The organism is Streptomyces thermodiastaticus (assembly GCF_014656135.1).
Taxonomy (GTDB): Bacteria; Actinomycetota; Actinomycetes; order Streptomycetales; family Streptomycetaceae; genus Streptomyces; species Streptomyces thermodiastaticus.
The window spans coordinates 37,844-63,521 of record NZ_BNBV01000022.1; the positions used below are offsets into that span (position 1 = coordinate 37,844).

The window sequence follows — 25,678 nt, forward strand, 5'->3', positions numbered from 1 at the left end:
ACGTGGAGCAGATGCTGCGCCAGGTGACCCCCGGGCGCTACGACGCCTACGAGGCGCTGCTGCGCGCCCTCGCCACTCCCGACTCCGGCCAGGTCTGGATGCTGCTGTGGCAGGGGCAGGCCGGTTCGCCCGACGCCCAGTGGGGCCGCATGGAGGTCGACGGCCACGGCTACGCCCCCTGCGTCACCTCGGCCCAGGAGCTGTCGGCCAGCGGCTGGACCCGTTCCTACGAGGTGGTCGACGGACTCGACGCCGCCCGCGTCCTCTACCCCGGCCACTACGGGCTGTGGCTCAATCCGCACGCCCCCGGCGGCGGAGTCGGCATCCCCTGGCTGGATCTGCGCCGTATCGCCACCGGCCTGGACCGCCAGCCCGCCGGTCCGCTGCGGCTGTCGGAGCCGGTCGTGGACCTGTCGCACTTCTACGCCCTGCTCGCGCAGCACGCGCACCGCACCCCGGTGGTCCGTTCGCTGCGCCGGGCCTGGGTGCAGCCCGCGATCGGCGCGCCCTACCTGGCCATCGGCCTGGACCTGTACGACTCCTCGCCGGGTTCCGTCGAGGCGGTGCGGGCGATGATGCACCCCTGCACGAGCGCCCTCCCCGACGGACTGCCGGTGTCCACCGTGGCGATGGCCGACGACTACGACCCGGTCGCGATGTGGCTGCGGGCCAACGCCCGCCCGTTCTACGACCGCCAGGCGCACGCCGGCGCCGCGCCGAACCAGCCGGGCGGCTACGGCTACCCGCCGGCCGGCGTCGCGTACTGAGCCAGCTGCGGCGACCGCTGATTTCTCCCAACTCATCCCGAGTGCGGGCAGTTGATGCACCGCGGGTCTACGCGCGCAGCTGCGGCCGCATTGGTCCGCATCACACCCGGAAGGCCCAACTGGCCCTTGTCCGCCCCGCGTTACCCACTGTCCGCATAACGGATCCCCCCAGGGTGCATCACGGTTAGGCATCCTTTCGCCGACAGCTCTGGCACCGACTCGCCGTGGCGTTGAAGACTCCCGCTCCAAGGGGCCTGCGCCCCTTCGTACGACGGACTGATCATGCCGCCACTGCGGCAAGTGCGGGCCGGACACAGCCGGCTGAGAGGGGTCGCTGCCTGATGACGGCACCATTGCACGAGCCGGCCGCGGAAGCGGCCCCGAGCGCGGTCGACGAAGCGACCGTGGCGGCCACCGGCGCGACGGCCGTCCAGGGCCGCTCGCTGGGACGGATCGCCTGGGAGCGCCTGAAGCGGGACAAGCTCGCCCTGACGGGCGGGGTCGTCGTGCTCGTGCTCATCCTGGTCGCGGTGCTCGCCCCTGTGATCGCGCACCTGGTCGGCCAGGATCCGGAGACGCACCACGAGGACCTGATCGACCCGCTGTTCGGCACCCCGACCGGATCCCTCGGCGGCATCAGCGGCGAGCACCTCTTCGGCGTCGAACCGGTCAACGGCCGCGACATCTTCGCCCGCATCGTCTACGGCGCCCAGATCTCGCTGCTGGTCGGTTTCCTGTCCGCGGTCGTGGCGGTCGTCATCGGCACCGTCCTCGGCGTCCTGGCTGGCTTCTTCGGCGGCTGGGTGGACGCCGTGATCAGCCGGATCATGGACGGTCTGCTGGCCTTCCCGCAGCTGCTGTTCATCATCGCGCTGGTGTCCGTGATGCCCGACCGGCTGCTCGGCCTGACCGGGACGAGCGTGCGGGTGCTGCTGATGATCGTCGTCATCGGCTTCTTCGGCTGGCCGTACATCGGCCGCGTGGTGCGCGGCCAGACGCTCAGCCTGCGCGAGCGCGAGTACGTGGACGCGGCCCGCTCGCTGGGCGCCGGCCGCTTCTACATCCTGTTCAAGGAGCTGCTGCCCAACCTCGTCGCGCCGATCATCGTGTACACGACGATGATGATCCCCACCAACATCCTCACCGAGGCGGCGCTCAGCTTCCTGGGCGTGGGCGTCAAACCGCCCACGGCTTCCTGGGGACAGATGCTGTCCAGCGCCATCGACTACTACGACTCGGACCCCATGTACATGGTGGTCCCCGGCGTGGCGATCTTCATCACCGTCCTTGCCTTCAACCTCTTCGGCGACGGCGTACGTGACGCGCTCGACCCGAAGGGCTCCCGCTGAACCGCCGTACCCCCAAGCAACCCGTGGCACCGGCACGGGGTCTCTCATCTACTCCGGAGGATCCGAGACGTGACTACCCAACGCACCTCAGGGCGGCGCAAGCAGGCTTTGGCCGCTGCGGCCGTGGTCGCAGGGCTGCTGACCACGGCGGCGTGCGGCGGCGGCAAGGACGACGGCGGTGAGAACGGCGCGGCCGGTTTCAACGCGGCCAACAACAAGGTCGCCCAGGCCTCCCTGGTCAAGAAGGGCGGCGAGCTGAAGTTCGCGAGCACGCAGGACGCCGACTCGTGGGACACCACCCGCGGCTACTACGGCTTCATGTGGAACTTCTCGCGCTACTACAGCCGTCAGCTGCTGACCTACAAGGCGGCCCCCGGCGCCGCCGGTGCCGAGCTGACGCCGGACCTCGCCACCGACATGGGCCAGGTCTCGGACGGCGGCAAGACCTACACCTTCCACCTGCGGGACGGGATCACCTGGGAGGACGGCAAGCCGATCACCTCCAAGGACATCAAGTACGGCATCGAGCGTGTCTGGGCCCAGGACGTGCTCTCCGGCGGTCCCATCTACCTCAAGGACGTCCTCGACCCCAAGGGCACCTACAAGGGTCCGTACAAGGACACCAGCAAGGACCACCTGGGCCTGAAGGCGATCGACACGCCCGACGACAAGACGATCGTCTTCCACCTGCCCAAGCCCAACTCCGACTTCCTGCAGTTCGTCGCGCTGACCTCGGCGTCCCCCGTGCGCCAGGACAAGGACACCAAGTCGCAGTACGGCCTGCACCCCTTCTCCTCCGGCCCGTACAAGTTCCAGTCGTACTCGCCGGGCAAGTCCCTGGTGCTGGTGCGCAACCCCAACTGGAAGGCCTCCTCGGACCCGGTCCGCAAGGCCTACCCGGACAGGATCAGCATCAAGTTCTTCACCAACGCCAACGACATGGACCAGCGTCTGCTGGCCGGCGACTACGACCTGGACCTGGCGCAGACCGGCATGTCGCCGCAGGGCCGCACCACCGCCCTGAAGTCGCACAAGGCCAACCTGGACAACCCGGTCTCCGGCTACATCCGTTACGCGGTCTTCCCGCAGAGCGTGAAGCCGTTCGACAACATCCACTGCCGCAAGGCCGTCATCTACGGCGCCGACCACGTCTCCCTGCAGACCGCGCGCGGCGGCCCCGTCGCCGGCGGTGACATCGGCACCAACATGCTGCCGCCGTCCGTGCCGGGCGCCGAGGGCCAGTCGTACGACCCGTACGAGATCGCCGGTGCCAACAAGAACGGCAACGTCGCCAAGGCCAAGGAGGAGCTGAAGGCCTGCGGCAAGCCGAACGGCTTCAGCACCACCATCGCCGTGCGCAACAACAAGCCGGTCGAGGTCGCGACCGCCGAGTCGCTGCAGGCCTCGCTGAAGAAGGTCGGCATCAACGCCCAGATCGACCAGTACGACGGCTCCCAGACCGCCGGCATCATCGGCAGCCCCTCGAACGTGAAGAAGAAGGGCTACGGCATCATCATCATGGGCTGGGGCCCGGACTTCCCGTCCGTCCAGGGCTACGGCATGCCGCTGTGGGACAGCAAGTACATCCTGCAGAGCGGCAACAACAACTACGGCCTGATCAAGGACAAGACGATCGACGGCCTGTTCGACCAGTTCGTCACCACTCTGGACGAGTCGAAGAAGAAGCAGATCGCCACGGAGATCAACCACAAGGTCATGGAGGGCGGCTGGTACCTGCCCTTCACCTTCGAGAAGTTCATCAACTGGCGCTCCTCGCGCCTGGCGAACGTGTACACGTCGAACTCGTACAACGGCATGTACGACTTCGTGAACCTCGGCCTGAAGTCCTCGAAGTAGTCCCGGCACACCGGCCGTACGGCACGAAAGGCAGGTGAAGGCCGGCGCGGCGAGACCGCGGGCCGCCCCGGAGCCCCACCGCCGAAAAGGCGGGGAGCACCGGGCGGCCCGCGGCCCGCGGCGGGCCGCAAGCTGTGCTCGCTTACCTCATCAGGCGGTTGTTCGCCGCCGCAGTGATGCTCGTGGTCGTCATCCTGGCGGTCTTCTGCATCTTCTTCGTCTTCCCCAAGTGGGCGGGCGTCGACATCGCCAGCAGCTTCGTCGGCAAGCAGGCCGACCCGGCGGCTGTCGAGGCGGTCCGGGCCAAGCTCGGCCTGGACGACCCGGTCTACAGCCAGGTCTGGGAGTTCTTCAAAGGCATCTTCGTGGGCCGCACCTACGTGGGCGGCGGGGACGTCACCCACTGCGCCGCGCCGTGCTTCGGCTACTCCTTCCGCACCGAGCAGGCCGTCTGGCCGGTACTGACCGACCGGTTCCCGGTGACCCTCGGTCTGGCCCTGGGCGCCGCCGTGCTGTGGCTGGTCTTCGGCGTCGCCGCGGGCGTGCTGTCCGCCCTCAAGCGCGGCAGCCTGTGGGACCGCGGCGCGATGGTCGTCGCGCTGGCGGGCGTGTCCCTCCCGATCTACTTCACCGGACTTCTCTCGCTGGCGATCTTCGCCTACGGACTGGGCTGGATCGACGGCCAGTACGTGCCGATCGGCGACAGCTTCTCCGGCTGGCTCGGCGGCATGCTCCTGCCGTGGATCACCCTTGCCTTCCTGTACGCGGCCATGTACGCCCGCATCACCCGCGCCACGATGCTGGAGGTGCTCGGCGAGGACTACATCCGCACCGCCCGCGCCAAGGGCCTGAAGGAGCAGGTGGTCATCCGCAAGCACGCCATGCGCTCCACCCTGACGCCCATTCTGACCATGCTCGGCATGGACCTCGGCGCCCTGATCGGCGGCGCGATCCTCACCGAGACCACGTTCAGCCTCCCCGGCCTCGGCCAGAAGGTGCTGGACGCCATCAAGAACCAGGACCTGCCCTTCATCCTGGGCGTCACCCTGATCACCTCCCTGGCGGTGCTCATCGCCAACCTCGTGGTGGACATCCTGTACGCCGTGATCGACCCCCGAGTGAGGCTCGCATGACCGAACTCAGCAAGAGCGGAGCGGCCGTGGGGGAACCCACCACGGCGTCACCCGCCCCGACCGCCTTCCTGGAAGTGCGCGACCTGAAGGTGCACTTCCCGACCGACGACGGCCTGGTGAAGTCCGTCGACGGGCTCAGCTTCCAGCTGGAGAAGGGCAAGACCCTCGGCATCGTGGGCGAGTCCGGTTCCGGCAAGTCGGTGACCTCGCTCGGCATCCTCGGCCTGCACACCGCGGGCCAGTACGGCAAGCGCAAGCCGCAGATCTCCGGCGAGATCTGGCTCAACGGCACCGAGCTGCTGTCCGCCGACCCCGACGAGGTGCGCAAGCTGCGCGGCCGGGAGATGGCGATGATCTTCCAGGACCCGCTGTCCGCGCTGCACCCCTACTACACGATCGGCGCGCAGATCGTGGAGGCGTACCGCCTGCACCACGACGTCTCCAAGAAGGCCGCCCGCCGGCGGGCCGTCGAGATGCTCGACCGGGTGGGCATCCCGCAGCCGGACAAGCGGGTGGACAACTACCCCCACGAGTTCTCCGGCGGCATGCGCCAGCGCGCGATGATCGCCATGGCGCTCGTCAACAACCCCGAACTGCTCATCGCCGACGAGCCGACCACCGCACTGGACGTGACCGTGCAGGCGCAGATCCTCGACCTGATCCGGGATCTGCAGAAGGAGTTCGGCTCCGCGGTCATCATCATCACCCACGACCTGGGCGTCGTCGCCGAACTCGCCGACGACATCCTGGTGATGTACGCCGGCCGCTGCGTGGAGCGCGGTCCCGCCGAGAAGGTGTTCGACGAGCCCCGCCACCCCTACACCTGGGGCCTGCTCGGCTCGATGCCGCGCCTGGACCGCGAGCAGCAGGAGAGGCTCATCCCGGTCAAGGGATCGCCGCCCTCGCTGATCAACGTCCCCTCCGGCTGCGCCTTCAACCCGCGCTGCCCGTACGCCGACGTACCCAAGGACAACGTCACCCGTACGGTCCGTCCCGAACTGACCGAGGTCGGCAGCCGCCACTGGGCCGCCTGCCACATGACGCTGGAGCAGCGGGAGCGGATCTGGACCGAAGAGATTGCGCCGAAGCTGTGAGCGAGGACAAAGCCGTGACCACTCCCGCGAAGAGCGACGGTGCCGCCCTCACCAAGGACGCCGCAGGCGGCGAGCCCCTGCTGAAGGTGACCGGGCTCAAGAAGCACTTCCCGATCAAGAAGGGGCTCTTCCAGCGCCAGGTCGGCGCCGTGCACGCCGTCGACGGGCTGGACTTCGAGGTGCGCGCCGGGGAGACCCTCGGTGTCGTGGGCGAGTCCGGCTGCGGCAAGTCGACGATGGGCCGGCTGATCACCCGGCTGCTGGAACCCACCTCCGGACGGATCGAGTTCGAGGGCAAGGACATCACGCACCTCGGCGTCGCGGGCATGCGCCCGATGCGCCGCGACGTGCAGATGATCTTCCAGGACCCGTACTCGTCGCTGAACCCGCGCCACACCATCGGCACCATCGTCGGCGCCCCCTTCCGCCTCCAGGGCGTCGAGCCCGAGGGCGGGATCAAGAAGGAGGTGCAGCGGCTGCTGTCGGTGGTCGGGCTCAACCCCGAGCACTACAACCGCTATCCGCACGAGTTCTCCGGCGGCCAGCGCCAGCGCATCGGCATCGCCCGCGCGCTCGCCCTCAAGCCGAAGCTCGTGGTGGCGGACGAGCCGGTCTCCGCGCTGGACGTGTCGATCCAGGCGCAGGTGGTCAACCTGCTGGACGACCTGCAGCAGGAGCTGGGCCTGACCTACGTGATCATCGCGCACGACCTGTCCGTCGTCCGGCACGTCTCGGACCGCATCGCGGTGATGTACCTCGGCAAGATCGTCGAGCTGGCCGACCGGGACGCGCTGTACAAGACGCCGATGCACCCGTACACCAAGGCGCTGATGTCGGCCGTCCCGATCCCGGACCCGCGGCGCAAGAACGCCAGGAGCGAGCGCATCCTGCTCAAGGGCGACGTGCCTTCGCCGATCTCCCCGCCGAGCGGCTGCCGCTTCCACACCCGCTGCTGGAAGGCCACGGAGATCTGCCGCCGCGTCGAGCCGCCGCTGAAGGAGCTGCGCCCCGGCCAGCGGGTGGCCTGCCACCACCCGGAGAACTTCGCCGACCAGGCACCGCAGGACACGGTGCTGCTCTCGGCGGCGAAGGAGGCCGCGGGACCGGTGGCCAAGGACGCCCTGGCCACGTCCGACGCGACCTCGGCGGCGGTGAAGGCGGCCACGAAGGAGGACGGCACGGAGTCCGGCGAGAAGTCCGGCAAGGAGTCCGCCGAGAAGCCCGGTACGAAGTCCGGCGAGAAGCCCGGCACGGAGTCCGGCAAGGAGCCCGGCAAGGAGTCCGGCGAGAAGCCCGGCAAGGAGTCCGGCAAGGAGACCGGAAAGGAAGCCGCCGGGCAGGACACCGAGCCGGATGCCGGTGACGCCCCCGTCGTCATCGACGTGGAGAAGACCGGACCTGCCAGGGAGGCGGACCCGTCCGGCGCGGACCACGGCTCCGGTACCTCCCACGGCTCACCCGACCCGGAAGATTCCCACGACTCGGACGACATCGACGACGACTGACGCGCCTCGCCGGGCGACGCCGCGCACCCGGCGAGGCGGGAGAGCACGCGGCCGTCCCCGTCCGTGCGGTCCGCCGAGCCGCGCGCGGGCACGACAGGACGGCCGCACAGGCGCTCTCCCGTCCGGTGCGCCCGGCAGCCACGTAACAATGGGGGGTGCTTCAGCAACTGTTCAGTCCCTCCGTCCAGCACACGCTCGACGTCGTCGGCATCTTCGTGTTCGCCATCTCGGGCGCGCTGCTGGCCGTCCGCAAGAACTTCGACGTCTTCGGCATCGCCGTGCTGGCCGAGGTGACGGCGCTGGGCGGAGGTCTGTTCCGTGATGTGATCATCGGGGCGCTGCCTCCGGCCGCCTTCACCGACCTCGGCTACTTCCTCACCCCGCTGTGCGCCGCACTGGTGGTCTTCTTCCTGCATCCCCATGTCGAGCGCATCCAGACGGCCGTGCTGGTGTTCGATGCGGCCGGGCTGGGCCTGTTCTGCGTGACGGGCACCACCAAGGCCTACGACTACGGCCTCGGTCTGACCGCCTCCGCGACACTGGGCCTGGCCACCGCTGTGGGCGGCGGCGTCCTGCGCGACGTCCTCGCCAACGAGGTGCCCTCCCTGCTGCGCTGGGACCGCGACCTGTACGCGGTGCCGGCGATCGTGGGCGCCACCATGGTGGTGCTGTGCATCCACTACGACGTGCTGTCCCCGCTGACCAGCGCGCTGGCCGCCGTCACCGCCTTCGTGATCCGTCTGCTGGCGATGCGGTTCCACTGGCGTGCGCCGCGGGCGTGGAACCGGCGTTCGACCGTGCGGGAGGAGTAGCCGGGACGGACGTGCGGTGGGGCGGCGGTGCCCGCCGGGCAAGGGGCGACGGTACCCGCTGGGCGGGGTGGCAACACAAAGCTACCGCTTAGTAATTGCGTGTTGTACTGTTCTGGCATGTCAGAAGCAGCTTCCGCCCCGGCCGGCCAGGCCGCCATCGGCGACAGCGAGTTCGACCGGGACACCGCCCTGGTCCGGCGTGCCCCCGGCGTCTACGACATCGACCTCTCGGCCGGCTGGGCCATCGGCAACGCCGTCAACGGCGGCTATCTGCTGGCCGTCCTCGGCCGTGCGCTCGCGGACGCCCTGCCGCATCCGGACCCGTTCACCATCACGGCCCACTACCTCACCGCCTCCAGGCCAGGACCGGCCGTGGTGCGCACCGACGTGGTGCGCACCGGCCGCACCCTGTCCACCGGCCAGGCCTGTCTCGTCCAGTACGACGAGGACGGCAGCGAGGTGGAGCGCATTCGGGTGCTCGCCTCCTACGGCGACCTGGACGCCCTGCCGGACGACGTGCGCACCAGCGCGAAGCCGCCGGCGATACCGCCGCTGGAGCAGTGCGTCGGGCCCGAGGACGGCCCGGCCTCCGTCTCCAGCGGCTCGTCCATCACCGACCGGCTGATGCTCAAACTGGACCCGGCCACCGCCGGCTGGGCCGTGGGACGGCCCTCCGGCAAGGGCGAGATGCGGGCCTGGTTCGGCCTGGCCGACGGCCGCGACGCCGACCCGCTCTCGCTGCTGCTCGCGGTGGACGCGCTGCCGCCGACCGCCTTCGAACTGGGCCTGTCCGGCTGGGTGCCGACCGTGGAACTGACCGTCCATGTGCGCTGCCGCCCCGCACCCGGCCCGCTGCGCGTGTCCATCACCACCCGCAACCTGGCCGGCGGCTTCCTGGAGGAGGACGCCGAGGTCTGGGACGGCGCGGACCGGCTGGTGGCCCAGTCCCGGCAGCTCGCCCGGGTCCGGCTCGGCTGAGAGGGCGCGACGAAGGCGTCGTGTGGAGGGGTGTGCGGGGTGCGAGCGGCCGCGCCCCGCACATGCTCCGTGCCCACAGCCCGTACGGCGTGGCTCCTGCCGCGACAGGTGTGACATGGAGCGGGCCTGCTTGCCGGACGGCACGCCCGTCGGCGACCGGTGCGTCGATGCGGGCACCGGCGGCCGGCGCGCATCCCGGCCGAGGACCCGTCAGTCGAGCCAGTGGCGGCGGCCGATGCTGATCAGCCGCAGCTGCCGCCTGGCCAGCCGGGCGACCTGCTCGCGGGCGGACGCGGGCCCGTCCAGCGCCTCCAGGAACAGCGACGCGGTGATCAGCATCTGGTCGACGTAGAGGTGCGCGAGCATCAGCAGGTCCTCCTCGCTCCAGCCCGCCGCCTGCTCGTCCTTGGCCAGCTCCTCTTTCAGTTCGCGGGCGAAACGGGCCAGTTGGCCCTGGATCGCCTCCCGCACCGGCTGGACCCCGCCGTGGCGCTCCCGTGCGAGGAACCGCACATGCGCCGAATGCTCGTACACATGACGCGCGATCAGGTCGACCGCCCGCGCGATGCGTTCTTCGCTGTCCGCCGCCGGGGACATCGTCGTCCGGATCATCGGATGCAGGCTGCCCAGCGCCTCCTCGACCAGGGCCACGCCGAGATCCGCGATGGAGCGGAAGTGCCGGTAGAAGGCGGTCGGGGCGATGCCGACGGCCCGGGTGACCTCGCGCAGGCCCAGGCTGCTCAGGCTCTGCTCCTCCAGCAGAGCCAGCGCCGCGTCCAGCAGGGCCTGGCGGGTCCTGAGCTTTTGGGCCTGCCGGACGCCGAGGGTGTGACTCATGCCATGCAGTTAACAACTGTTCTCTGGAATTTCCAAGGGCTGTGTGACGCTAGACTCGGCAGTCAGTGAACAACTGTTACCGCAGCGTTCGTCCCGTGAACGCCGGAGGGGGACCACCACATGCTGTTCCTCGTCGCCTCACTGCTGCTGCTCGGCGTCGTCCTGGGCACCGTCGCCCACGCGCCGCTCGGCTTCACCGTCATCGCCGCCGCCGTGATCGCCGTCTGGCTCGGCATCTTCGGCCTGCGTGAGCGCCACGCCCGCAGGCGCGGCACCTCCCACTGACGCCGGCCCGCCGCCGACGGCGGTCCGCCGCGCATCCACCGTCCGAGAAGTCCGAGAACAGCCGGGAGTCCGCCCCATGCATCTGACCGCACCGGCCACGCGCCGCACCGCCGCCCGTGACGCCGACGGCATGGCCGTCGCCTCCTTCGTCCTTGGCCTGGTCGGCGTGCTGGTCCTCAACCTCTTCCTGGGCCCCGTCGCCATCGTGCTGGCCTTCGTCGCCCTGCGGCGCGGCACCGCGCGCCGCGGCCGCGCCCTGCTCGGCCTCACCCTCGGCATCGCCGACCTCGTCGTCCTGTTCGCCTTCATGCAGGCCGACCACACGGTTTCCTGGAGCTTCTGACCCCTTCCGGCACCGCCCGCGCGCCGTCCCCGCGCACGGTGACGGGCGGCGATATGGCGAGACCGCGATCCCGGTTCCGGGGCGGACGCACCGTAGAATCGGCCCCACCATGGCTTACCTCGACCACGCCGCGACCACCCCGATGCTCCCGGAAGCGGCGCAGGCACTGACCGCCGCGCTGGGCGTGACCGGCAACGCCTCCTCCCTGCACGCATCCGGCCGTCGTGCCCGCCGCACGGTCGAGGAGTCCCGCGAGACCCTCGCCGAGGCCCTCGGCGCCCGGCCCAGCGAGATCGTCTTCACCTCCGGCGGCACCGAGGCCGACAACCTCGCCGTCAAGGGCCTGTACTGGTCACGCCGCGACGCCGACCCGGCCCGCACCCGGGTCCTGGCCAGCCCCGTGGAGCACCACGCCGTCCTCGACGCCGTGCACTGGCTGGGCGAGCACGAGGGTGCCACCGTCGAGTACCTGCCCGTCGACCGCTACGGCCGGGTCCACCCCGACGCCCTGCGCGAGGCCATCGAGCGCAACCCCGACGACGTGGCCCTGGTCACGGTCATGTGGGCGAACAACGAGATCGGCACCGTGCTGCCGGTCCGCGAACTCGTCGACGTGGCCGCGGAGTTCGGCATTCCTGTGCACTCCGACGCGGTCCAGGCCTTCGGCCAGATCCCGGTCGACTTCGCCGCCTCCGGCCTGGCCGCGATGACGGTGTCCGCCCACAAGATCGGCGGCCCGTACGGCATCGGCGCCCTCGTCCTCGGCCGCGAGCACACCCCCGTGCCCGTGCTGCACGGCGGCGGCCAGGAACGGCATGTGCGCTCCGGCACCATCGACGTCCCCGCCGTCGCCTCCTTCGCGGTGGCCGGCCGGCTCGCCGCCGAGCGGCGCGAGGACTTCGCCCGGGAGATCGGCGCCCTGCGCGACGACCTCGTCGCCGCCGTCCGCGCCGCCGTGCCCGACGCGGTCCTCGGCGGCGACCCGTCCCCCGAGGGACGCCTCCCGGCCAACGCGCACTTCACCTTCCCCGGCTGCGAGGGCGACTCCCTGCTGCTCCTGCTGGACGCCCAGGGCATCGAGTGCTCCACCGGCTCCGCCTGCACCGCCGGTGTCGCCCAGCCCAGCCACGTCCTGCTCGCCACCGGTGCCGACCCGGACCTGGCGCGCGGCACCCTGCGCTTCTCCCTGGGCCACACCTCCACGCGTCAGGACGTCGAGGCGGTCGCCAAGGCCATCGGCCCGGCGGTGGAACGGGCCCGGGCCGCGGGCCTGACCTGACCCTCAGGCCACCGCCTGCCGCACCAGCCGCATGTACCGGTCCCAGTCCCAGTACGGCCCCGGATCGGTGTGGTCGGCGCCCGGCACCTCGGAGTGGCCGACGATGTGCTCACGGTCGACGGGTATGCCGTACCGCGTGCACACCCCGGCCGTCAGCCGTGCCGAGGCGGCGTACATCGCGTCGGTGAAGGACGAGGCCCGCTCGACGAAACCCTCGTGCTCTATGCCGACGCTGCGCTCGTTGACCTCCCGGTTCCCGGCGTGGAACGCGACGTCCAGCTCGCGGATCATCTGCGTGATCCGGCCGTCGGCGCCCACGATGTAGTGGGCGGCGGCCTGGTGCGCCGGGTTCTGGAACGCCTTCACCGCGCTCGACCGGCTGCCCTGGGTGACATGGATCACGACCATGTCGATCGCGTAGTCGTCCGGGCGGTCCGCCCGCCGGTAGTTCGCCGGGGAGGCCGCCAGCCACCGCGCACCCCGGAAGTCCACCGCGCCCGCCACCCGCGGCCGCTGCGCACCCGGCAGCTTCCACCACAGCCGCGCCAGCCGCTCACGCTCCAGCGCGGCCGTGCCCGCGACCACCGCCGTCGCCGCACCGCCGACGATCAGTGCCCGCCGTGACGGCCGCCGCCGTGTGTCGCCCTGGTTCTCCCCCATGCGCTGGGAAACGGATATCCGGCGTCCGCGGTTCCCGCGCACCCGTACCCTGAAAGAGCTATGACTGACACCCCGCAGCGCACCCGCCCCCTCCGCGTCCTCGCAGCCATGTCGGGCGGCGTCGACTCCGCCGTCGCCGCGGCCCGCGCCGTGGACGCGGGCCACGACGTCACCGGCGTGCATCTCGCGCTCTCCGCGAACCCGCAATCCTTCCGCACCGGCGCGCGGGGCTGCTGCACCATCGAGGACTCCCGCGACGCCCGCCGCGCCGCGGACGTCATCGGCATCCCCTTCTACGTCTGGGACCTCGCCGAACGCTTCCGCGAGGACGTGGTCGAGAATTTCGTCGCCGAGTACGAGGCCGGCCGCACCCCCAACCCGTGCCTGCGCTGCAACGAGAAGATCAAGTTCGCCGCGCTGCTGGACAAGGCGCTCGCCCTGGGCTTCGACGCGGTGTGCACCGGCCACTACGCGAAGATCGTCACCCGCCCCGACGGCACCCGCGAGCTGCACCGCGCCTCCGACCTGGCCAAGGACCAGTCCTACGTCCTCGGCGTGCTCGACGACCAGCAGCTCGCGCACGCGATGTTCCCGCTCGGCGACACCGCCACCACCAAGGAGGAGATCCGCGCCGAGGCCGAGCGGCGCGGGCTCGCGGTGGCAAAGAAGCCCGACTCGCACGACATCTGCTTCATCGCCGACGGCGACACCCGGGGCTTTTTGGCCCGGCGGCTCGGCACGGCCGAGGGCGACATCGTCGACGAGACCGGCAACAAGCTGGGCACCCACCAGGGCGCCTACGGCTTCACCATCGGCCAGCGCAAGGGCCTGCGGATCGGCACCCCGGCCCCCGACGGCAAGCCCCGCTACGTCCTGGACATCTCCCCGGTCACCAACACGGTCACGGTCGGCCCCGCCTCCGCCCTGGACGTGGAGGCCCTCACCGCGATCCGGCCCCGCTGGTGCGGCACCGCCCCCGCGGGCCCCGGCACCTACACCGCCCAGCTGCGCGCCCACGGCGGCGAGACCGAGGTCACCGCGGAGCTGGTCGACGGCGAACTGCGGGTCACCTTCACCGAGCCCGTCCGCGGCGTCGCCCCCGGCCAGGCCATCGTGCTCTACGACGGCACCCGCGTGGTGGGCTCGGCGACGATCGCGACGACCCGGCGTGTCGCGGCGGCCTCCGTCTGATCGGACGGGGCGGGACGCACCCCCCGGGACCGGCGGCCGCCGGACGGCGATACGCGGCCCGGCCTGCCGCGGCGGCCGCCCGAGCCGGTGACGCGGCCGCGGACCGCCCGGCCGCGCCGGGGCGGGTCCGCCGGTCAGGCGGTGAAGAACTCCGCCAGCACCGGGGCCAGCATCTCCGGCTGCACCGCGTGGCTCTGGCCCTCGATGACCCGGTAGGTGCCCTGCGCGACCGCCTCGGCCACCTGGCGGGCCGCCGTGCGCATCCACGGCGGGCTGGCGCCGCCCGCGACGGCCAGCACCGGCACGCCCACCGAGGCCAGCAGGTCCCGCGGGACCGGGCCGTCGCCCAGCACGGCGTCGTCGTGGGCCAGCGTCGGCGCCATCGCCTCCAGGCCACGCCACATGGGGGAGCGGCGCGCGTTGGCGATCATCTGCTCGGCCAGCCCGGTGAGCCGCAGGAACAGCTCCACCGCGTCCCCGCGCCGGCCCTCGGCCAGCGCCCGGTTCAGGTTCTCGGTGTAGGCGGCGCGCTCCCGCAGCCGGTCCGGGCGGACCTCGTACGGCGGCTCGTACACCGCCACCCGGGGCACCCGCAGGCCGGCGGCCACCGCGCGCAGTGCCAGCGCACCGCCGGAGGACATGCCGAACAGCGCCGCGTCGCCGCCCACCGCACCGACCACGGCCGCGAGGTCCTCCACCTCGCGCTCCACCGCGTACGGCGGTGTGTCACCGCTCTCCCCGCGGCCGCGGCGGTCGTACACCACCGCGCTGCACCGGTGGGACAGCGCGGCGGCGAGCGGCGCGGCCGTCGCCCCCGCCGACATCGCACCGCTCACGAGGACGACCACCGGGCCCTGACCGGTGCGCTGGTAGGCGATCGGGGTGCCGTCACGCGAGATGGTCTTTTTGTCCATGAATATGAAGACTGCCACGACAAGACCATCTCGCCGGGGCACAACACCGCTCCGGGTCACACCACCTCGGTGTCGTAGAAACACAGATGGTCCTTGAGCGCCGCCACGTCCGGCTTGGGGTCGGGGTACGCCCACACCAGGTCGGGCGCGTCCGGCAGGGACCAGTAGGACGCGGTGCCCTTGTAGGGGCAGTAGGTGTGCGTCCCGGAAGGGGTCAGCAGGTCGAGACGCACGTCGTCGCGCGGCAGGTAGTAGCGCGGGGGACAGCCGGTTTCGCGCAGCACCAGCGGGCGGCGGCTCTCCGCCAGCACCTCCCCGTCGTGGACCACGCGCACATGCGCGTCGCTCTGCTCGATACTGATCGTGTGTCCTTGGGCCATACAGGGACAGCGCACGACAGCGCGCGGTTCTTCCCGCGCTCCGTATCCCGTCCTCCGCTTCCTCCGGCGTCCCGCTTCCTCCTCCCGCGTCCCGCTTCCTCCTCCTGTGTCCCGTTCCTCCCGTGTCCCGCTTCTTCCTCCCGCGTCCCGCTGCGCACCGCGGCCCGCGCCGTCCCGGCCGCACACGCGCCGCCTTTCCGCCCGCGCCGCACGGGGTGCGCCCGGCGGAGGACGGCGCGCCGCTATGGTGAGGCGGGTGAACATCTGCGTCTTCCTCTCCGCCGCCGACCTCGACGACCGCTACACCCGTCCCGCCCGTGAATTCGCCCGTCTACTCGGCAAGGGCGGCCACACCCTGGTCTGGGGCGGCTCCGACTCGGGCCTGATGAAGGTGGTCGCGGACGGCGTGGAGGAGGCGGGCGGCCGCCTCGTCGGCGTGTCCGTGGACTTCCTGTCCGCGAAGGCCCGCCCCGGCGCCGACGAGATGGTGATCGCCCGTGACCTCGCCGAGCGCAAGAAGCTGCTGCTGCAGAAGGCCGACGCGGTGGTCGTCATGGTCGGCGGCACGGGGACGCTGGACGAGGCCACCGAGATCATCGAGCTGAAGAAGCACGGGCATTCCGACATGCCGGTGGTGATCCTGAACACGGCCGGCTACTACGACGGCCTGCGCGAGCAGTTCCGCCGCATGGAGGAGGAGGGCTTCCTGCCGCGGCCGCTGAGCGAGCTGGTGTACTTCGCCGACGAGCCCGTGGCCGCGCTGGCCCATCTGGAGGAGTCGGTCACCGGCCGCTGAGCGGCGGGTGCGAGCATGGCGGGCATGGCTACACATGTGATCACCGGCGCCGGATCCGGCATCGGCGCGGCCGTCGCCCGCCGCCTGCACGCACGCGGGGACCGGCTCGTGCTCCACGCACGCGACGCGGGCCGCGCCGAGGAGCTGGCCGCCGAGTTCCCCGGCGCCGAGACGCTGGTCGGCGACCTGGCCGACCCCGAGGCGCTGAGCGAGGCCCTGTCCCAGCAGACACTGCCGGACCAGGTGGACTCCCTGCTGCACATCGCGGGCGTGGTCGACCTGGGCGCGGTCGGTGAGCTGAGCCGCAAGGCCTGGCGCCGGCAGCTCGACGTCAACCTGATCGCCCCGGCGGAGCTGACCCGCCTGTTCCTGCCCGGGCTGCGTGCCGCCCGCGGCCACGTGGTGTTCGTCAACTCCGGAGCCGGCCTGAACGCCCACGCCGGCTGGTCGGCGTACGCCGCCTCCAAGCACGGCCTGAAGGCGCTGGCCGACGCCCTGCGCGAGGAGGAGCACGGCAACGGGGTGCGGGTCACCACCGTCTACCCGGGCCGCACCGCGAGCCCCATGCAGGCCAAGGTGCACCAGCAGGAGGGCAAGGAGTACGACCCGTCCCGCTGGATCGACCCCGAGTCCGTGGCCACCACCGTGCTGACGGCCCTCGACCTGCCCCGCGACGCGGAGGTCACCGACCTGTCGGTCCGCCCCGGCCGCTGAGCCCGGACCACGCCCGGCCGCCGCACCCGGTACCCGGGCCGCGGGCGCACGGCCGGGGGCGGCGGGCGCGCCGGCCCGCCCCGCCGGCGGCATACGCTTCTCGGGTGAGCGACAACAGCCAGTTCAGCTTCGGTGCCGCCACCGGAGTCGGGTCGATGCCCGGCGAGGACGTCCGCGAGGCCGTCAAGACCGTCACCGGCACCTTCGAGGACTTCCCCTTCCTGCCCGAGCTGCCCGCCCGGGGACCCGGCGCCGACATGATCGGGCGGACGGCCGGGATGCTCGTCGAGCTGTACGCGCGCGTCGAGCCCAGCGGCTGGCGGATCGGCGACCGGCCCGGCCGGGACACCCGGCGGGCGCGGTCCTGGCTGCGGGAGGACCTCGACGCCCTGGAGGAGTTCACCCAGGGCTACGAGGGCGCGCTGAAGGTGCAGGCGGTCGGCCCGTGGACGCTCGCCGCCCAGCTGGAGCTGAAGAACGGCGAGGCCGCCCTGTCCGACCCCGGCGCCTGCCGGGACCTGGCCGCCTCGCTCGCCGAGGGCCTGCGGCTGCACCTGGCCGAGGTGGCCCGGCGGGTGCCCGGCGCCCGGATCGTCCTCCAGCTCGACGAACCCTCGCTGACCGCGGTGCTGCGCGGCCGGGTCCCCACCGCCAGCGGCTACCGCACCCACCGGGCCGTGGACCGGCAGATCGTCGAGGCCGGCCTGCGCGAGGTCATGGCCGCGCACGACGGCGGCCCCGTCGTCGTCCACTCCTGCGCGCCCGGCGTGCCGTTCGCGCTGCTGCGGCGGGCCGGCGCGGCCGGGATCTCCTTCGACTTCTCGATGCTCACCGAGCGTGACGACGAGGCGATCGGGGAGGCCGTGGAGGGCGGCACCCGGCTGCTCGCCGGTGTCGTCGCGGGCACCGACCGCCCGTTGTCAGACCCTGCCGGTAGCGTCATGGGTGTCAGAACGCTGTGGCGCAGGCTGGGGCTGCAACCAGGGCTTCTCGCCCAGGCCGTCACCGTCGCCCCGGCGTGCGGGCTCGCGGGTGCTTCCCCCGCGTACGCACGCCGGGCGCTCGCCCACTGCGTCCGGGCGGCGAAGTCCCTCGCGGACGACCCAGAGTAACGGGAGGACAACACGGTGGCCGGTGACGAACAGCAGGCCGAGACGGCGGTGCCCGCCGAGGCCCGGGAGAGGCACGCGCACCTGGCGGAGCAGATCGAGGAGCACCGCTTCCGGTACTACGTCAAGGACGCTCCCGTCATCTCCGACGCCGAGTTCGACGAGCTCCTGCGGTCCCTGGAACAGCTGGAGGAGCAGTACCCGGAACTGCGCACGCCCGACTCGCCGACCCAGAAGGTCGCGGGGGCGTACGAGACGGAGTTCACGGCGGTCGAGCACCGCGAGCGGATGCTGTCCCTGGACAACACCTTCAACGACGACGAGCTCGCCGCCTGGGCCGACCGCGTCGCCCGCGAACTGGGCGACCAGGACTACCACTTCCTGTGCGAGCTGAAGGTCGACGGCCTCGCCGTCAACCTCACCTACGAGCACGGCCGGCTCGTCCGCGCCGCCACCCGCGGCGACGGCCGCACCGGCGAGGACATCACCCCCAACGTCCGCACCATCGCGGAGATCCCCGACCGGCTGCGCGGCGACGACGTCCCCGGCCTGGTGGAGATCCGCGGCGAGGTCTACTTCCCGATGGAGAAGTTCCTCGAACTGAACGAGCGTCTGGTGGCCGCCGGGGACAAGCCGTTCGCCAACCCGCGCAACGCCGCGGCCGGATCCCTGCGCCAGAAGGACCCGAGGGTCACCGCCACCCGGCCGCTGCACATGGTGGTCCATGGCATCGGCGCCCTGGAGGGCTACAGCGGGCTGACCCGCCTGTCGCAGGCCTATGAGCTGCTGCACGGCTGGGGCCTGCCCACCTCCCCGCACAACCGGGTCGTCGACGACCTCGCCGGCGTGCGGGAGTTCATCGCCTACTACGGCGAGAACCGGCACTCGGTCGAGCACGAGATCGACGGCGTGGTCGTCAAACTCGACGAGATCCGGCTGCAGGGCCGCCTGGGCTCCACCGCGCGCGCACCCCGCTGGGCGATCGCCTACAAGTACGCGCCGGAAGAGGTCAACACCAAGCTGATCGACATCAAGGTCGGCGTCGGCCGCACCGGCCGGGTCACGCCCTACGCCCAGGTCGAACCGGTCACGGTGGCCGGCAGCGAGGTCGAGTTCGCCACCCTGCACAACCAGGACGTCGTCAAGGCCAAGGGCGTCCTCATCGGCGACACCGTGGTGCTGCGCAAGGCCGGTGACGTCATCCCGGAGATCCTCGGCCCGGTCGTGGACCTGCGCGACGGCTCCGAGCGGACGTTCGTCATGCCGACCGAGTGCCCCGAGTGCGGCACCCCGCTGCGCCCCATGAAGGAGGGCGACGTCGACCTCAGGTGCCCCAACGCCCGCGCCTGCCCCGCCCAGTTGCGCGAGCGGGTGTCCTACCTGGCGGGCCGGGAGTGCCTGGACATCGAGCACTTCGGCGAGGTGGCCGCCGCCGCCCTCACCCGCCCGCTGGAGCCGGCCGACCCGCCGCTCGTCGACGAGGGCGACCTGTTCGATCTGACGGTGGAGAAGCTGCTGCCCATCAAGGCCCATGTCCTCGACCCGGACAGCGGCCTGCCCAAGCGGGACCCGAAGACGGGCGAGCCGAAGGTCGTCCGTGTCTTCGCCAACCAGAAGGGCGAGCCGAAGAAGAACACCCTGGCGCTGCTGCGGAACATCGAGGCGGCCAAGAAGCGCCCGTTGGCCCGCTTCCTCAACGGCCTGTCCATCCGGCACGTGGGACCGGTGGCGGCCCAGGCGCTGGCCCGCGAGTTCCGCTCGATCGACCGCATCGAGCAGGCGAGCGAGGAGGAACTGGCCCGCATCGAGGGGGTCGGCCCCGTCATCGCCGCCGCCGTCAAGGAGTGGTTCGCCGAGGACTGGCACCGCGAGATCATCCGCAAGTGGAAGGCCGCCGGCGTCCCGCTGGAGGACGAATCCACCGGCGAGGAGGAGGGCCCGCGCCCCCTGGAGGGGCTCACCGTGGTGGTCACCGGCACGCTGGAGCGCTACACCCGGGACGCCGCCAAGGAGGCGTTGCAGAGCCGCGGCGCCAAGGTGACCGGCTCGGTGTCGAAGAAGACCTCCTTCGTGGTGGTGGGGGAGAATCCCGGCTCGAAGTACGACAAGGCCGTGCAGTTGAAGGTGCCGGTGCTCGACGAGGCCGCATTCGGCGTGCTGTTGGAGCAGGGACCCGAGGCGGCGGCCCAGGCCGCGCTCGCGCCCGGCCAGTAGCGGTCGAAGGCCACCCGTACGCCGCATACCAGGTGCATACGGGTGGCCGGGGCGCATTCGGGCAACCGCCGACGACCGCTGCCCTGAACGGCCTTGAGCGGCCTACTGTTGAGGGGTGCGCCTGCCGCTCCCGGCTGCGGCCGGGGCATCCCCGTGCTCCCGCTCGGGCACGGGGGAGTTGTGCGGCGTGGTGCCCCGCAGGATCGCCGGGCACGGCGCCGGAACGAGGCGTGGCGCGGGCACCGCCGGCTGTGAGAGGGACGGGAATGGAACCGACCGGAAGCGCCGCCCCGCACTCACGGCTGCGCCGGATGACCGGCGTGTGGCGGGGGTGCCGGGGGCGGACCGGGAAGCGCACGGACGCTTCGCGACATCACGGGCAGGCCGCCCAGGGGCAGCCTGTTCCCGCCGGGCACAGGACGAGCGGGTCCAGGGCGCCGGCCGGCGCGCGGCCCGCCGCGCCGTCCGCCGCCGGGACGGGCCCCGTCCGGCAGACCCTGCCCGCAGTGGTGGTCGCCGTCGCCGCGCTCGCCCTGGGCTTCGGCTTCTACCGGGCCTTCGCCCGCGGCCACGCCCTCTTCCCCGCGGGCGCGGCCGGCTGGTCGCTGGCCGTGCTCACCGGCATCGTCGTCGGCCACCTGGCGATGCTCGGCCGCGCCCGCTGGTGGGGCGGCACGGGCTCCGGCACGGCCCTGACCCTGGCCGTGTTCCTGCTCTACGGCTGGGTGCCCGCGGGGCTGGTCAGCCTCACCGTGGTCGTCCTGGTCGGCATGGCCCGCCGCCACCGCTGGCGGCCCGGCGTGCTCGACGGCGCCGTGGACATCACCGGGCTGTGCGCCGCCGCCTGGGTCCTCGGCGCCCTCGACCGCGTCCCGAGCGTGGAGCACCCCTGGGACCCGGCCACCTGGACCGCCCGCACCGCCCCCGAGGTGGCGCTGGTGGCGGCCGTCTACCTCACGGTCACCCGCACCCTGCAGTGGTTCGTGCACGCGCCGCCCTCCGACGGCCTGCCCACCGCGGTCCGCACCGCCCTGGCCCGGCAGGGCCTGCTCGCCGTCGCCCTGCTCGGCATCGCGCCGCTGATCTGCGTCGTCGCGGTCGCCGAACCGGTGCTGCTGCCGCTGTTCGCCATCCCGCTCATCGCGCTGGACTCCGCGCTGTGGATCGCCCGCGCCCGCGCCGAGGAGCAGCTGCGCGACCGGCTGACCGGCCTGCCCAACCGGCAATGGCTGCTGGAACGCATCTGGACCGCCCTCGACGACGCCGAACGCCTCGGCGCCCGCTCGGCGTTGATGCTGATCGACCTGGACCGGTTCCGCTCGGTCAACGACACGCTCGGCCATCTCGCCGGGGACCGGCTGCTGCTGCAGATCGCCGACCGGCTGCGCCAGGCGCTCCCGCGCGGCGCGGAGGCCGCCCGCCTCGGCGGGGACGAGTTCGCCGTGTTACTGCCCGTCGCCGACTCCACCACCTCCGCGATCCGCATCGCCCGCGCCCTGGTCACCACCCTCAGCTCACCGCTCGACCTGGACGGGCTCACCCTGGTCCTGGAGGCCAGCGCGGGCGTGGCCGTCTTCCCCGACCACGCCCTGGACGCGGAAGGCATGCTGCGCCGCGCCGACGTGGCGATGTACCAGGCCAAACGGGACCGCACCGGCGTGGAGGTCTACGAGTCCAAGCGGGACTCCAACACCCCCGACCGGCTCGGGCTGCTCGGCGACCTGCGCCGCGCCCTGGACGCCCACGAGGTCCAGCTGCACTACCAGCCCAAGGTCCGCTTCGACGGCCAGGTCGCCGGGCTGGAGGCGCTGGTGCGCTGGATCCACCCCGAGCGCGGAAAGGTCCCGCCGGACGAGTTCATCGCCATCGCCGAGTCCTCCGGGCTGATGCCCCAGCTGACCGAGTACGTGCTGGAGACGGCCCTGGAGCAGGTCGCCGCCTGGCGCGCCCAGGGGCTGTACGTGCCGGTCGCGGTCAACGTCTCCCCGCGCGATGTGCACCTGCCCGGTTTCGCCGGCTCGGTGGCGGCGCGGCTGGCCCGGCACGGCGTCCCGGCCGGCTCCCTGCAGCTGGAGATCACCGAGCATGTGCTCCTGGAGGACCCGCAGCGGGCCGCCGACACCCTCGCCGCCCTGACCGGGCACGGCGTGAAGATGTCGCTGGACGACTTCGGCACCGGGTACTCCTCCCTGGTGCATCTGCGCCGGCTCCCGGTGAGCGAACTGAAGATCGACCGCTCGTTCGTGGCCCGGCTGGCGAAGGACACCGAGGACGCCGAGATCGTCCGCTGCACCGTCGACCTGGCGCACTCCCTGGGCCTGCTCGTCGTCGCCGAGGGCGTCGAGGACGACGAGACCTGGGAACGCCTGCGCGACCTGGGCTGCGACGCCGTCCAGGGCTGGCTGGTGGCGGCCGCCATGCCGGCGGAGGAGACCACGGCCTGGCTGCGGGCGCGCGGCTCGCGGGGCTGGGTGAAGCCCGCGAAGCCCGCCGCGGCCCTTCCCGCGGCGGCGAGCGACGAGTGACCCGCCGTCCGGGCCGCACCGTCACCACCGCGGCCGGGACGGACCCCGCACCACCGCGGCCGGGACACACTCCGTTCGGAGCCCGGTGCGAGGTGTGGCCCGCCCGCCGCGTGGCACTCGGGCCGCCCGCAGGGCCGCAAGCCCGAGGGACGCCCGCCCGGGGCGCCGGGCGGCCGGCGGCACCCCAGGGCGCACCCTTGAGCGTCCCTCACCGCGCCCGGCGCGCCCGTAGCACCCGGAACGGCGCGCCCGCCACCGCGCCCGCGGCCGCCGCACGGCCCGGACCGCACCACACCGAGGGATCGCCATGTCACTGTTCGTGCCGCACTTCGACGGCACCGTGCTCGTCCGCGAGGCCGACGCCGAGACCGTCGGCCGGGCACCCGTCACCGTCCGCCTGCTCGCCGACAGCAGCGCCACCGGCGGCGCCCTGTCCACCCAGCGCGTCACCCTCCAGCCCGGCGCCGACGGCGCCCTGCCGCACCGGCACACCCGCAGCGCCGAGATGTTCTTCCTGCTCGACGGCGCCGCCGACATCCTCACCGGCGAGGAGGTGGTGACCGCCGGCCTCGGCGACCTCGTCGTCGTCCCGCCCGGCACACCGCACGCCTTCGCGGCCGTGCCCGGCACCGGCGCCGACCTGCTCATCGTGCTCACCCCGGGCGTCGAACGCTTCGAGTACTTCCGGCACCTGCAGCGCGTCCGCACCGGCGAGGCCACCCGGGAGAGCCTGCTCGATGTGCAGGAGCGGTACGACAACCACTTCCTGCACAGCACTGCCTGGCAGGCCCGCCGCGGCTGAGCCGCGGGCGAAACCGTTTCACGGCCACCACCGCCCGCCCCATAGGATTGGCCCCAAACCGCACACACTCACCCCAGAGGATCGCTGCATGCCTGGCATCACGCGCGAGGAGGTCGCCCACCTCGCCCGGCTGGCGCGTCTGGAGCTGAAGCCCGAGGAACTCGACCACCTCGCGGGACAGCTGGACGACATCATCGGCGCGGTGGCCCGCGTCAGTGAGGTCGCCGACCAAGACGTACCGCCGACCTCCCACCCGCTGCCGCTGACCAACGTCATGCGGGCGGACGAGGTCCGTCCGTCGCTCACCCCCGAGCAGGCGCTCTCCGGCGCCCCGGCCCAGGAGCAGCAGCGTTTCAAGGTGCCGCAGATCCTGGGGGAGGAGTGACCGCCATGACGGACACCAACAGCATCATCAAGCTCACGGCCGCCGAGATCGCGGAGAAGATCGCCTCCGGCGAGCTGACGGCCGTCGAGGTCACCGAGGCCCACCTCGCCCGGATCGAGGCCGTCGACGAGAAGGTGCACGCCTTCCTGTACGTCGACCGCGAGGGCGCCCTCGCCCAGGCCCGCGCCGTGGACGAGAAGCGGGCACGCGGCGAGAAGCTCGGCCCGCTGGCGGGCGTGCCGCTCGCGCTGAAGGACATCTTCACCACCGAGGGCGTGCCCACCACGGTCGGCTCCAAGATCCTCGAAGGCTGGATCCCGCCGTACGACGCCACGCTCACCAAGCGGCTCAAGGCCGCCGACGTGGTGATCCTCGGCAAGACCAACATGGACGAGTTCGCCATGGGCTCCTCCACCGAGAACAGCGCCTACGGGCCGACCGGCAACCCCTGGGACCTCACCCGGGTCCCCGGCGGCTCCGGCGGCGGCTCCTCCGCGGCCCTGGCCTCCTACCAGGCCCCGCTGGCCATCGGCACCGACACCGGCGGTTCCATCCGGCAGCCCGCCGCCGTCACCGGCACCGTCGGCGTCAAGCCGACCTACGGTGCCGTGTCCCGCTACGGCATGGTGGCGTTCTCCTCCTCCCTCGACCAGGGCGGCCCGTGCGCCCGTACGGTCCTGGACGCGGCGCTGCTGCACGAGGTGATCGCCGGGCACGACCCGATGGACTCCACCTCCATCGACGCCCCGGTCCCGCCGGTCGTCGAGGCCGCCCGCAACGGCAGCGTGCAGGGCATGCGGGTCGGCGTGGTCAAGCAGTTCCGCGGCGAGGGCTACCAGGCCGGTGTCGTCCAGCGCTTCGACGAGTCCGTCGAGCTGCTGAAGGAACTGGGTGCCGAGATCGTCGAGCTCGACTGCCCGTCCTTCGACCTGGCGCTGTCCGCGTACTACCTGATCGCGCCCAGCGAGTGCTCCTCCAACCTGGCCCGGTTCGACGGCCTGCGCTACGGCCTGCGCGCCGGCGACGACGGCAGCCGCTCCGCGGAGGAGGTCACCTCGCTGACCCGCGAGGCCGGCTTCGGCGCCGAGGTCAAGCGCCGCATCATGCTCGGCACCTACGCCCTCAGCTCCGGCTACTACGACGCCTACTACGGCAGCGCGCAGAAGGTCCGCACCCTCATCAAGCGGGACTTCGACAAGGCCTTCGAGCAGGTCGACGTGATCGTCTCCCCGACGACCCCGACCACCGCCTTCCCGATCGGCGAGCGCGCCGACGACCCGATGGCGATGTACCTCGCCGACCTGTGCACCATCCCGGCCAACCTGGCGGGCAACGCCGCCATGTCCCTGCCCTGCGGTCTCGCCCCGGAGGACAACCTCCCGGTGGGCCTGCAGATCATCGCCCCCGTGATGAAGGACGACCGCCTGTACAAGGTGGGTGCCGCCGTCGAGGCCGCCTTCGTGGAAAGGTGGGGTCACCCGCTCCTGGAGGAGGCTCCGTCGCTGTGAGTGCACTGTCCAAGGCCAAGGGCTTCAAGCAGTCGAAGTCCGGCACGTACCTGTCCATGGCCACGACCGCGCTCGGCGCGATCGGTGTCGCCAAGCAGATCAAGAAGGCCCGCGCCGAGAGCGACACGCTGCGGCTGATCGACGCCGTCGTCACCGCCGCCGGCGTCGTCACCGGCCTCGCCATCCTCTACCGCGAGCTGAAGCGGCTGGGCGACGACGACGTCCTGCTGGGCTGAGAGGG

The 25,678-nt window shown here is 72.1% G+C and carries 25 protein-coding genes; 21 read left to right on the forward strand and 4 right to left on the reverse strand.

Going from position 1 to position 25,678, the window contains the following annotated elements; genetic code table 11:
• Window positions 1–11 precede the first annotated feature (11 nt).
• The 8 genes from IE286_RS19470 to IE286_RS19505 all read left to right on the forward strand — a co-directional run bounded on the left by IE286_RS19470 (window position 12) and on the right by IE286_RS19505 (window position 9,495).
• The gene (locus IE286_RS19470; protein ID WP_189798102.1) at window positions 12–767 is read left to right on the forward strand and encodes an enhanced serine sensitivity protein SseB C-terminal domain-containing protein; all 756 of its coding nucleotides are present in this window, start codon (window positions 12–14) and stop codon (window positions 765–767) included.
• Window positions 768–1,108: 341 nt separating this feature from the next.
• Window positions 1,109–2,116 carry an ABC transporter permease gene (locus IE286_RS19475; RefSeq protein WP_189798054.1) on the forward strand — a complete coding sequence of 336 codons (1,008 nt, stop codon included), beginning with the start codon at window positions 1,109–1,111 and terminating at the stop codon, window positions 2,114–2,116.
• Between the two features lie 69 nt (window positions 2,117–2,185).
• Window positions 2,186–3,973: an ABC transporter substrate-binding protein gene (locus IE286_RS19480; protein WP_189798055.1), complete on the forward strand. Its 1,788-nt coding sequence runs from the start codon at window positions 2,186–2,188 to the stop codon at window positions 3,971–3,973.
• A gap of 134 nt (window positions 3,974–4,107) precedes the next feature.
• On the forward strand, window positions 4,108–5,106 hold the full coding sequence (locus IE286_RS19485) for an ABC transporter permease (RefSeq protein ID WP_189798056.1): 999 nt from the start codon (window positions 4,108–4,110) through the stop codon (window positions 5,104–5,106).
• Window positions 5,103–6,200 (forward strand): ABC transporter ATP-binding protein, encoded by a 1,098-nt coding sequence (locus IE286_RS19490; protein WP_189798057.1) that lies wholly within the window; start codon window positions 5,103–5,105, stop codon window positions 6,198–6,200. The genes IE286_RS19485 and IE286_RS19490 overlap by 4 nt, the downstream gene beginning before the upstream one ends.
• A 14-nt stretch (window positions 6,201–6,214) precedes the next feature.
• The gene (locus IE286_RS19495; protein WP_189798058.1) at window positions 6,215–7,705 is read left to right on the forward strand and encodes a dipeptide ABC transporter ATP-binding protein; all 1,491 of its coding nucleotides are present in this window, start codon (window positions 6,215–6,217) and stop codon (window positions 7,703–7,705) included.
• A 155-nt stretch (window positions 7,706–7,860) separates the two neighbouring features.
• Window positions 7,861–8,517, forward strand: a complete 657-nt coding sequence (locus IE286_RS19500) for a trimeric intracellular cation channel family protein (protein ID WP_189798059.1) — start codon at window positions 7,861–7,863, stop codon at window positions 8,515–8,517.
• A 117-nt stretch (window positions 8,518–8,634) separates the two neighbouring features.
• On the forward strand, window positions 8,635–9,495 hold the full coding sequence (locus tag IE286_RS19505; protein WP_189798060.1) for a thioesterase family protein: 861 nt from the start codon (window positions 8,635–8,637) through the stop codon (window positions 9,493–9,495).
• Between the two features lie 210 nt (window positions 9,496–9,705).
• Here the strand turns inward: IE286_RS19505 and IE286_RS19510 are convergent, their stop codons facing one another.
• On the reverse strand, window positions 9,706–10,332 hold the full coding sequence (locus tag IE286_RS19510; protein ID WP_189798061.1) for a TetR family transcriptional regulator: 627 nt from the start codon (window positions 10,330–10,332) through the stop codon (window positions 9,706–9,708).
• Between the two features lie 120 nt (window positions 10,333–10,452).
• Here IE286_RS19510 and IE286_RS19515 point away from each other — a divergent pair, with 120 nt between their 5' ends.
• From IE286_RS19515 to IE286_RS19525, 3 genes are all read left to right on the forward strand, one after another.
• Window positions 10,453–10,617, forward strand: a complete 165-nt coding sequence (locus IE286_RS19515) for a hypothetical protein (protein WP_189798062.1) — start codon at window positions 10,453–10,455, stop codon at window positions 10,615–10,617.
• Between the two features lie 76 nt (window positions 10,618–10,693).
• Entirely contained in the window at window positions 10,694–10,960 is a 267-nt protein-coding gene (locus IE286_RS19520) for a DUF4190 domain-containing protein (RefSeq protein WP_189798063.1), read from the forward strand.
• 109 nt (window positions 10,961–11,069) lie between these two features.
• Window positions 11,070–12,239, forward strand: coding sequence for a cysteine desulfurase family protein (locus IE286_RS19525; RefSeq protein ID WP_189798064.1), 1,170 nt, complete (start codon window positions 11,070–11,072; stop codon window positions 12,237–12,239).
• Between the two features lie 3 nt (window positions 12,240–12,242).
• Here the strand turns inward: IE286_RS19525 and IE286_RS19530 are convergent, their stop codons facing one another.
• Window positions 12,243–12,899, reverse strand: coding sequence for an N-acetylmuramoyl-L-alanine amidase (locus IE286_RS19530; protein ID WP_189798065.1), 657 nt, complete (start codon window positions 12,897–12,899; stop codon window positions 12,243–12,245).
• A gap of 60 nt (window positions 12,900–12,959) precedes the next feature.
• On the opposite strand from IE286_RS19530, the gene mnmA reads away from it, so the two are divergent.
• Window positions 12,960–14,090, forward strand: a complete 1,131-nt coding sequence (gene mnmA, locus IE286_RS19535) for a tRNA 2-thiouridine(34) synthase MnmA (RefSeq protein WP_189798066.1) — start codon at window positions 12,960–12,962, stop codon at window positions 14,088–14,090.
• Window positions 14,091–14,224: 134 nt separating this feature from the next.
• Here the strand turns inward: mnmA and IE286_RS19540 are convergent, their stop codons facing one another.
• Together IE286_RS19540 and IE286_RS19545 are read right to left on the reverse strand one after the other, a co-directional pair.
• Window positions 14,225–15,004 carry an alpha/beta fold hydrolase gene (locus IE286_RS19540; RefSeq protein WP_189798103.1) on the reverse strand — a complete coding sequence of 260 codons (780 nt, stop codon included), beginning with the start codon at window positions 15,002–15,004 and terminating at the stop codon, window positions 14,225–14,227.
• A 56-nt stretch (window positions 15,005–15,060) separates the two neighbouring features.
• Window positions 15,061–15,384 carry a DUF427 domain-containing protein gene (locus IE286_RS19545; protein ID WP_189798067.1) on the reverse strand — a complete coding sequence of 108 codons (324 nt, stop codon included), beginning with the start codon at window positions 15,382–15,384 and terminating at the stop codon, window positions 15,061–15,063.
• A 256-nt stretch (window positions 15,385–15,640) separates the two neighbouring features.
• Between IE286_RS19545 and IE286_RS19550 the strand changes: the two genes are divergently transcribed.
• The 9 genes from IE286_RS19550 (at window position 15,641) to IE286_RS19590 (ending at window position 25,673) form a co-directional block, all read left to right on the forward strand.
• Window positions 15,641–16,180, forward strand: coding sequence for an LOG family protein (locus IE286_RS19550; protein ID WP_189798068.1), 540 nt, complete (start codon window positions 15,641–15,643; stop codon window positions 16,178–16,180).
• A gap of 15 nt (window positions 16,181–16,195) precedes the next feature.
• Window positions 16,196–16,894: an SDR family oxidoreductase gene (locus IE286_RS19555; RefSeq protein WP_189798069.1), complete on the forward strand. Its 699-nt coding sequence runs from the start codon at window positions 16,196–16,198 to the stop codon at window positions 16,892–16,894.
• Window positions 16,895–16,998: 104 nt separating this feature from the next.
• Complete coding sequence (locus IE286_RS19560) at window positions 16,999–18,006, forward strand: methionine synthase (RefSeq protein ID WP_189798070.1); 1,008 nt, start codon at window positions 16,999–17,001, stop codon at window positions 18,004–18,006.
• Window positions 18,007–18,021: 15 nt separating this feature from the next.
• Window positions 18,022–20,217, forward strand: coding sequence for an NAD-dependent DNA ligase LigA (ligA, locus tag IE286_RS19565; RefSeq protein ID WP_189798071.1), 2,196 nt, complete (start codon window positions 18,022–18,024; stop codon window positions 20,215–20,217).
• Between the two features lie 266 nt (window positions 20,218–20,483).
• Window positions 20,484–22,742, forward strand: coding sequence for a putative bifunctional diguanylate cyclase/phosphodiesterase (locus IE286_RS19570; protein WP_189798072.1), 2,259 nt, complete (start codon window positions 20,484–20,486; stop codon window positions 22,740–22,742).
• Between the two features lie 307 nt (window positions 22,743–23,049).
• On the forward strand, window positions 23,050–23,544 hold the full coding sequence (locus tag IE286_RS19575) for a cupin domain-containing protein (protein WP_189798073.1): 495 nt from the start codon (window positions 23,050–23,052) through the stop codon (window positions 23,542–23,544).
• 88 nt (window positions 23,545–23,632) lie between these two features.
• Window positions 23,633–23,929, forward strand: coding sequence for an Asp-tRNA(Asn)/Glu-tRNA(Gln) amidotransferase subunit GatC (gatC, locus tag IE286_RS19580; protein ID WP_125496205.1), 297 nt, complete (start codon window positions 23,633–23,635; stop codon window positions 23,927–23,929).
• A 5-nt stretch (window positions 23,930–23,934) separates the two neighbouring features.
• Window positions 23,935–25,437: an Asp-tRNA(Asn)/Glu-tRNA(Gln) amidotransferase subunit GatA gene (gene gatA / locus IE286_RS19585; RefSeq protein WP_189798074.1), complete on the forward strand. Its 1,503-nt coding sequence runs from the start codon at window positions 23,935–23,937 to the stop codon at window positions 25,435–25,437.
• The gene (locus IE286_RS19590; protein ID WP_189798075.1) at window positions 25,434–25,673 is read left to right on the forward strand and encodes a hypothetical protein; all 240 of its coding nucleotides are present in this window, start codon (window positions 25,434–25,436) and stop codon (window positions 25,671–25,673) included. The genes gatA and IE286_RS19590 overlap by 4 nt, the downstream gene beginning before the upstream one ends.
• Window positions 25,674–25,678: the final 5 nt, after the last annotated feature.

What these genes read in the sequence shown, in the direction of transcription:
- IE286_RS19470 (WP_189798102.1), top strand. Translation starts at nt 12, where the DNA reads ATGCTGCGCCAGGTGACCCCCGGGCGCTACGACGCCTACGAGGCGCTG.
- mnmA (WP_189798066.1), top strand. Translation starts at nt 12,960, where the DNA reads ATGACTGACACCCCGCAGCGCACCCGCCCCCTCCGCGTCCTCGCAGCC.
- IE286_RS19570 (WP_189798072.1), top strand. Translation starts at nt 20,484, where the DNA reads ATGGAACCGACCGGAAGCGCCGCCCCGCACTCACGGCTGCGCCGGATG.
- gatC (WP_125496205.1), top strand. Translation starts at nt 23,633, where the DNA reads ATGCCTGGCATCACGCGCGAGGAGGTCGCCCACCTCGCCCGGCTGGCG.
- IE286_RS19490 (WP_189798057.1), top strand. Translation starts at nt 5,103, where the DNA reads ATGACCGAACTCAGCAAGAGCGGAGCGGCCGTGGGGGAACCCACCACG.
- IE286_RS19520 (WP_189798063.1), top strand. Translation starts at nt 10,694, where the DNA reads ATGCATCTGACCGCACCGGCCACGCGCCGCACCGCCGCCCGTGACGCC.
- IE286_RS19555 (WP_189798069.1), top strand. Translation starts at nt 16,196, where the DNA reads ATGGCGGGCATGGCTACACATGTGATCACCGGCGCCGGATCCGGCATC.
- gatA (WP_189798074.1), top strand. Translation starts at nt 23,935, where the DNA reads ATGACGGACACCAACAGCATCATCAAGCTCACGGCCGCCGAGATCGCG.
- IE286_RS19505 (WP_189798060.1), top strand. Translation starts at nt 8,635, where the DNA reads ATGTCAGAAGCAGCTTCCGCCCCGGCCGGCCAGGCCGCCATCGGCGAC.
- IE286_RS19530 (WP_189798065.1), bottom strand. Translation starts at nt 12,899, where the DNA reads ATGGGGGAGAACCAGGGCGACACACGGCGGCGGCCGTCACGGCGGGCA.
- IE286_RS19525 (WP_189798064.1), top strand. Translation starts at nt 11,070, where the DNA reads ATGGCTTACCTCGACCACGCCGCGACCACCCCGATGCTCCCGGAAGCG.
- IE286_RS19475 (WP_189798054.1), top strand. Translation starts at nt 1,109, where the DNA reads ATGACGGCACCATTGCACGAGCCGGCCGCGGAAGCGGCCCCGAGCGCG.
- IE286_RS19540 (WP_189798103.1), bottom strand. Translation starts at nt 15,004, where the DNA reads ATGGACAAAAAGACCATCTCGCGTGACGGCACCCCGATCGCCTACCAG.
- IE286_RS19545 (WP_189798067.1), bottom strand. Translation starts at nt 15,384, where the DNA reads ATGGCCCAAGGACACACGATCAGTATCGAGCAGAGCGACGCGCATGTG.
- IE286_RS19510 (WP_189798061.1), bottom strand. Translation starts at nt 10,332, where the DNA reads ATGAGTCACACCCTCGGCGTCCGGCAGGCCCAAAAGCTCAGGACCCGC.
- IE286_RS19515 (WP_189798062.1), top strand. Translation starts at nt 10,453, where the DNA reads ATGCTGTTCCTCGTCGCCTCACTGCTGCTGCTCGGCGTCGTCCTGGGC.
- IE286_RS19575 (WP_189798073.1), top strand. Translation starts at nt 23,050, where the DNA reads ATGTCACTGTTCGTGCCGCACTTCGACGGCACCGTGCTCGTCCGCGAG.